At 55.6% G+C, this 5,996-nt stretch carries 6 protein-coding genes and 4 tRNA genes; 9 read left to right on the top strand and 1 reads right to left on the bottom strand.

The genetic code is table 11. The features are described 5' to 3' along the window. Window positions 1-83: 83 nt before the first annotated feature. From dppB to dppF, 4 genes are read left to right on the top strand one after another with little or no spacing between them, the layout of a single operon-like run. Complete coding sequence (gene dppB / locus IM290_RS06540) at window positions 84-1,103, top strand: dipeptide ABC transporter permease DppB (protein ID WP_006810536.1); 1,020 nt, start codon at window positions 84-86, stop codon at window positions 1,101-1,103. Between the two features lie 9 nt (window positions 1,104-1,112). Beyond that, complete coding sequence (dppC, locus tag IM290_RS06545; RefSeq protein WP_045338310.1) at window positions 1,113-2,015, top strand: dipeptide ABC transporter permease DppC; 903 nt, start codon at window positions 1,113-1,115, stop codon at window positions 2,013-2,015. A 10-nt stretch (window positions 2,016-2,025) separates the two neighbouring features. Next, window positions 2,026-3,009, top strand: coding sequence for a dipeptide ABC transporter ATP-binding protein (gene dppD, locus IM290_RS06550; protein ID WP_193042232.1), 984 nt, complete (start codon window positions 2,026-2,028; stop codon window positions 3,007-3,009). Beyond that, the gene (gene dppF, locus IM290_RS06555) at window positions 3,006-4,019 is read left to right on the top strand and encodes a dipeptide ABC transporter ATP-binding subunit DppF (protein ID WP_017383568.1); all 1,014 of its coding nucleotides are present in this window, start codon (window positions 3,006-3,008) and stop codon (window positions 4,017-4,019) included. The genes dppD and dppF overlap by 4 nt, the downstream gene beginning before the upstream one ends. Before the next feature lie 42 nt (window positions 4,020-4,061). Here the strand turns inward: dppF and coaA are convergent, their stop codons facing one another. Continuing rightward, window positions 4,062-5,012, bottom strand: coding sequence for a type I pantothenate kinase (gene coaA, locus IM290_RS06560; RefSeq protein ID WP_015569977.1), 951 nt, complete (start codon window positions 5,010-5,012; stop codon window positions 4,062-4,064). 317 nt (window positions 5,013-5,329) lie between these two features. Here coaA and IM290_RS06565 point away from each other — a divergent pair. The 5 genes from IM290_RS06565 to IM290_RS06585 all read left to right on the top strand — a co-directional run. Further along, window positions 5,330-5,405: transfer RNA gene (locus tag IM290_RS06565), tRNA-Thr, on the top strand. An 8-nt stretch (window positions 5,406-5,413) separates the two neighbouring features. Next, window positions 5,414-5,498: transfer RNA gene (locus IM290_RS06570), tRNA-Tyr, on the top strand. A gap of 116 nt (window positions 5,499-5,614) precedes the next feature. Next, window positions 5,615-5,689 (top strand) — tRNA-Gly (locus tag IM290_RS06575). Between the two features lie 6 nt (window positions 5,690-5,695). Continuing rightward, a tRNA-Thr gene (locus IM290_RS06580) sits at window positions 5,696-5,771 on the top strand. Between the two features lie 118 nt (window positions 5,772-5,889). Beyond that, a partial coding sequence (locus IM290_RS06585) for a GTP-binding protein (protein WP_001785379.1) occupies window positions 5,890-5,996 on the top strand: 107 nt, incomplete at its 3' end.

Below are 5,996 nucleotides of genomic sequence, written 5' to 3' on the forward strand. Positions count from 1 at the left end.
TCCCACAGGGAGAGGGAATTTACATTTGTGAGCAATACAGACGTCACGCCACTGGGCGTGCGTCATCAGAGAGAATCCGGGTTATGTTGCAGTTCATCCTCCGACGTCTGGGACTGGTTATCCCGACGTTTATCGGTATCACCCTTCTCACTTTTGCCTTCGTCCATATGATCCCGGGTGACCCGGTAATGATTATGGCGGGCGAGCGTGGTATCTCCCCTGAACGTCATGCGCAACTGCTGGCTGAACTCGGCCTTGATAAGCCGATGTGGCAGCAGTATCTCCACTATATCTGGGGCGTGTTGCACGGCGATTTAGGGATTTCACTGAAAAGCCGTCTTCCGGTGTGGGACGAGTTCGTGCCGCGCTTTAAAGCGACGCTGGAACTCGGTATCTGCGCCATGATCTTCGCCACTGCGGTGGGTATTCCTGTTGGGGTACTGGCTGCCGTTAAGCGTGGCTCTATTTTCGACCACACCGCTGTTGGCCTGGCACTGACCGGCTACTCCATGCCTATCTTCTGGTGGGGCATGATGCTGATCATGCTGGTCTCGGTGCAGTGGAACCTGACGCCGGTCTCCGGACGCGTCAGCGACATGGTTTTCCTTGACGACACCAACCCGTTAACCGGCTTTATGCTGATTGATACGGCGATCTGGGGCGAAGAGGGCAACTTCATTGATGCGGTTGCGCACATGATCCTGCCTGCAATGGTGCTGGGCACAATCCCTCTGGCGGTGATCGTGCGTATGACCCGTTCCTCCATGCTGGAAGTGCTGGGCGAGGATTATATTCGTACTGCCCGCGCTAAAGGCCTGACCCGTATGCGCGTCATCATCATTCATGCCCTGCGTAACGCTATGCTGCCGGTGGTAACCGTTATCGGTTTGCAGGTCGGTACGCTGCTGGCGGGGGCGATCCTGACCGAAACCATCTTCTCCTGGCCGGGTCTTGGACGCTGGCTGATTGATGCGCTGCAACGCCGTGACTATCCGGTTGTGCAGGGCGGTGTACTGCTGGTCGCGACGATGATTATTCTCGTCAACCTGCTGGTCGATTTGCTGTACGGCGTGGTGAACCCGCGTATTCGTCATAAGAAGTAAGGGGCCATCATGTCACAAGTTACTCAAAATAAAGTGGTCACCGCACCGGTGCCAATGACGCCGATGCAGGAGTTCTGGCACTACTTCAAGCGCAACAAAGGCGCGGTTGTCGGGCTGGTGTATGTATCCATCATGATCCTGATTGCGGTGTTTGCGAACTTCCTTGCGCCGTATAACCCGGCTGATCAGTTCCGCGATGCGCTGCTGGCACCTCCTGCGTGGCAGGACGGCGGAAGCCTGGCGCACCTGCTGGGCACCGACGACGTGGGCCGCGATGTGCTGTCGCGCCTGATGTACGGCGCGCGCCTGTCGCTGCTGGTTGGCTGCCTCGTTGTCGTACTGTCGCTGATCATGGGGATCGTACTCGGCCTGGTGGCAGGCTACTTCGGCGGCATTGTTGATAACATCATCATGCGCGTCGTCGACATTATGCTGGCATTGCCAAGCCTGCTGCTGGCGCTGGTGCTGGTGGCGATCTTTGGTCCGTCGATTGGTAACGCCGCGCTTGCGCTGACGTTTGTTGCGCTACCGCATTACGTGCGTCTGACCCGTGCGGCGGTGCTGGTGGAAGTGAACCGCGACTACGTTACCGCCTCTCGCGTGGCGGGTGCCGGTGCTATGCGTCAGATGTTTATCAATATCTTCCCAAACTGCCTTGCGCCGCTGATTGTTCAGGCGTCGCTCGGTTTCTCTAACGCCATTCTTGATATGGCCGCTCTTGGCTTCCTTGGCATGGGTGCGCAGCCGCCAACACCGGAGTGGGGCACCATGCTCTCCGACGTGTTGCAGTTCGCGCAAAGCGCCTGGTGGGTCGTCACCTTCCCGGGTCTGGCGATTCTGCTGACGGTGCTGGCATTTAACCTGATGGGTGACGGTCTGCGTGATGCACTTGATCCCAAACTGAAGCAGTAAGAGGCACGAGATGGCGTTATTAAATGTAGATAAATTATCCGTGCACTTTGGCGACGAAGGCACACCGTTTCGCGCCGTGGACCGCATCAGCTACAGCGTTAATCAGGGCGAAGTGGTCGGGATTGTAGGAGAGTCGGGCTCCGGTAAGTCAGTGAGTTCGCTGGCGATTATGGGGCTGATTGACTACCCCGGCCGCGTGATGGCGGAAAATCTGGAGTTCAACGGTCAGGATCTGAAGCGCATTTCCGAAAAACAGCGCCGCCAGCTGGTGGGCGCGGAAGTGGCGATGATCTTCCAGGACCCCATGACCAGCCTGAACCCATGCTACACCGTCGGTTTCCAGATTATGGAAGCCATTAAGGTGCATCAGGGCGGCAACAAGAAAACCCGTCGCCAGCGTGCTATCGATCTGCTGAACCTGGTGGGGATACCTGACCCAGCATCGCGTCTGGACGTTTACCCGCATCAGCTTTCCGGCGGCATGAGCCAGCGCGTGATGATCGCCATGGCGATTGCCTGTCGACCAAAACTGCTGATTGCGGATGAACCAACTACCGCGCTGGACGTAACCATCCAGGCGCAAATCATCGAGCTGCTGCTGGAGTTGCAGCAGAAAGAGAATATGGCGCTGGTGCTGATTACGCACGACCTGGCGCTGGTGGCGGAAGCGGCACACAAAATCATCGTGATGTACGCGGGTCAGGTGGTGGAGACCGGAAGTTCGCATGATATCTTCCGCGCGCCGCGTCACCCGTATACGCAGGCGTTACTGCGCGCGCTGCCGGAGTTTGCCCAGGACAAAGCGCGTCTGGCGTCACTGCCGGGTGTGGTTCCGGGTAAATATGACCGTCCGCAGGGCTGCCTGCTGAATCCGCGCTGCCCGTATGCGACGGATAAATGCTGCGCCGAGGAGCCAGAGCTGAATCTGCTGGCCGATGGTCGGCAGTCAAAATGCCACTACCCACTCGATGATGCCGGGAGGCCAACACTATGAGTACGCACGAGGCCACCACGCAACAGCCGCTGTTGCAGGCTATCGACCTGAAAAAACATTACCCGGTGAAGAAGGGGATTTTTGCCCCCGAGCGCCTGGTAAAAGCGCTGGACGGCGTCTCCTTCAGCCTTGAACGCGGTAAAACGCTGGCGGTCGTCGGGGAGTCGGGCTGTGGAAAATCCACGCTGGGCCGTCTGCTGACGATGATCGAAACGCCAACCGGCGGCGAGCTTTACTATCAGGGCCAGGATCTGCTCAAGCACGATCCGCAGGCGCAGAAGCTGCGTCGTCAAAAAATCCAGATTGTGTTCCAGAACCCGTACGGTTCTTTAAACCCGCGTAAAAAAGTGGGGCAGATTCTGGAAGAGCCGCTGCTGATTAACAGCAATCTGAGCAAAGAGCAGCGTCGTGAAAAAGCGCTGGCGATGATGGCGAAGGTGGGGCTTAAAACCGAGCATTACGATCGCTACCCGCATATGTTCTCTGGCGGTCAGCGTCAGCGTATTGCCATCGCCCGTGGGCTGATGCTTGACCCGGACGTGGTGATTGCCGATGAGCCGGTCTCAGCGCTTGACGTGTCCGTTCGTGCGCAGGTGCTTAACCTGATGATGGATTTACAGCAGGATCTGGGACTGTCGTACGTCTTCATCTCCCATGACCTGTCCGTGGTTGAGCACATTGCCGATGAGGTGATGGTGATGTATCTGGGACGCTGCGTGGAGAAGGGGACGAAAGATCAGATCTTTACTAACCCGCGTCATCCGTATACGCAGGCGCTGCTGTCTGCAACGCCGAGACTGAACCCGGATGACCGCCGGGAGCGCATTAAGCTGACCGGCGAGTTGCCAAGCCCGCTGAACCCGCCGCCGGGATGTGCGTTCAACGCCCGCTGCCGTCGCCGCTTCGGTCCGTGCACGCAGTTGCAGCCACAGCTGAAGGATTATGGCGGACAGCTGGTGGCCTGCTTCGCGGTCGATCAGGATGAAAACGGCGAAAAGCCGCAGGCATAAATAAAAAAACCGGCGCTAAGCCGGTTTTTTTACGTCTGAGATCTATTTCCGTAAACGAATCTGGTCGACGGCGTGTTTCTCACTCTTGGTGAGGATCAGGCTTGCGCGTTCGCGCGTCGGCAGGATGTTCTCTTTGAGGTTGACGTAGTTGATCTCATTCCACAGCCCGGTCGCCACGCTGATAGCCTCTTCTTCAGAGAGCTGGGCGTAGTTGTGGAAGTAGGAATCCGGGTCGGTGAACGCGCCTTCGCGGAACTTCAGGAAGCGGTTGATATACCAGCGTTGCAGTAAATCTTCCGGCGCATCGACATAAATTGAGAAATCGACAAAGTCAGAGACAAACACATGATGCGGATCGTGAGGATAATCCATCCCGCTTTGCAGGACGTTTAAGCCTTCCAGAATCAGGATGTCGGGCTGCACAACCGTTTTGTCGCCATCCGGGATGCGGTCGTAGATCAGATGCGAGTAAACCGGCGCGGTAACGTGAGGTACGCCCGATTTTAGATCTGAAACAAACTTTACCAGGCGGTGCATATCATAAGAGAGCGGGAAGCCCTTCTTTTTCATCAGGCCGCGTTCTTTCAACACCTCGTTGGGATGCAGGAAGCCGTCGGTGGTGATCAGCTCCACGCTGCGGTGTTCCGGCCAGCGGCTCAGCAGCGCCTGTAGCACGCGCGCGGTGGTACTTTTACCCACTGCCACGCTGCCCGCAATACTGATGATATAAGGAATACGTTGACCGTTCGTGCCGAGGAACTGTTCCAGTACGGCCTGACGACGCAAATTGGAGCTGATATAGAAGTTAAGCAAGCGAGAGAGGGGGAGATAGATTTCTGCCACCTCTTCCAGGGAGAGATCTTCGTTTATCCCTTTTAGCCGTGCGATTTCACCTTCCGTCAGTGTCATAGGGACGGAGTCACGCAGGGCTGCCCACTGGCTACGGTTAAACTGAAGATAGGGCGTCATTAACGTTTGCTCTTTTTTGCTCATAAGCATGCTTCTGTGAACCATCACGAAACGGCGGGTGCGGGCTCATCACATAGTTAATTTTGGACAATGGGCAGGAGGTTAACACCAGATGAGAGGAATAATAAGAAAAAATATGGGAAAGCGATGCTTAACCGGGCAGGCATCACCTGGGGCTATAGCGTGCCGAAATCAGGCGTTCATGTTGAATTTTTAACCGTGAGCGGATGAATTTACAGCGGTTAGCCCTGGTTTCGAATAAAATGTGAGCGAAAGAACGTTTTATGCAATTTTTTAGTTGCATGACTGCGCAGGTCTCCATAGAATGCGCGCTACTTGATGCCGACTTAGCTCAGTAGGTAGAGCAACTGACTTGTAATCAGTAGGTCACCAGTTCGATTCCGGTAGTCGGCACCATCAAGTCCGGTGGGGTTCCCGAGCGGCCAAAGGGAGCAGACTGTAAATCTGCCGTCACAGACTTCGAAGGTTCGAATCCTTCCCCCACCACCACTTTCTGGCAGCGACAACGCCGCCGGAGCTGGTTGGAAAAATTGACCAGCTCGAACAGAAAAGAGAGAAATCTCTTTTTTTGTTACAGAAAGAACTGGGTAGCCGAGTTTCAGGATGCGGGCATCGTATAATGGCTATTACCTCAGCCTTCCAAGCTGATGATGCGGGTTCGATTCCCGCTGCCCGCTCCAATACGTGCTGATATGGCTCAGTTGGTAGAGCGCACCCTTGGTAAGGGTGAGGTCCCCAGTTCGACTCTGGGTATCAGCACCACTTCACTTCTCCCTCCCTTTCTCTCTGTTTCAATGTAAATGTATTCAACAGTTCAGGCATTTTCGCCTGGTTGATGTGGTGATATCACCGATTTATCCGTGTCTTAGAGGGACAATCGATGTCTAAAGAAAAGTTTGAACGTACAAAACCGCACGTTAACGTCGGTACTATCGGCCACGTTGACCATGGTAAAACAACGCTGACCGCTGCAATCACTACCGTACT

The sequence above is a fragment of the Enterobacter cloacae complex sp. S1 genome (genome assembly GCF_014930525.1).
Lineage (GTDB): Bacteria > Pseudomonadota > Gammaproteobacteria > Enterobacterales > Enterobacteriaceae > Enterobacter > Enterobacter hormaechei_C.

What these genes read in the sequence shown, in the direction of transcription:
- dppB (WP_006810536.1), top strand. Translation starts at nt 84, where the DNA reads ATGTTGCAGTTCATCCTCCGACGTCTGGGACTGGTTATCCCGACGTTT.
- dppC (WP_045338310.1), top strand. Translation starts at nt 1,113, where the DNA reads ATGTCACAAGTTACTCAAAATAAAGTGGTCACCGCACCGGTGCCAATG.
- dppD (WP_193042232.1), top strand. Translation starts at nt 2,026, where the DNA reads ATGGCGTTATTAAATGTAGATAAATTATCCGTGCACTTTGGCGACGAA.
- dppF (WP_017383568.1), top strand. Translation starts at nt 3,006, where the DNA reads ATGAGTACGCACGAGGCCACCACGCAACAGCCGCTGTTGCAGGCTATC.
- coaA (WP_015569977.1), bottom strand. Translation starts at nt 5,012, where the DNA reads ATGAGCAAAAAAGAGCAAACGTTAATGACGCCCTATCTTCAGTTTAAC.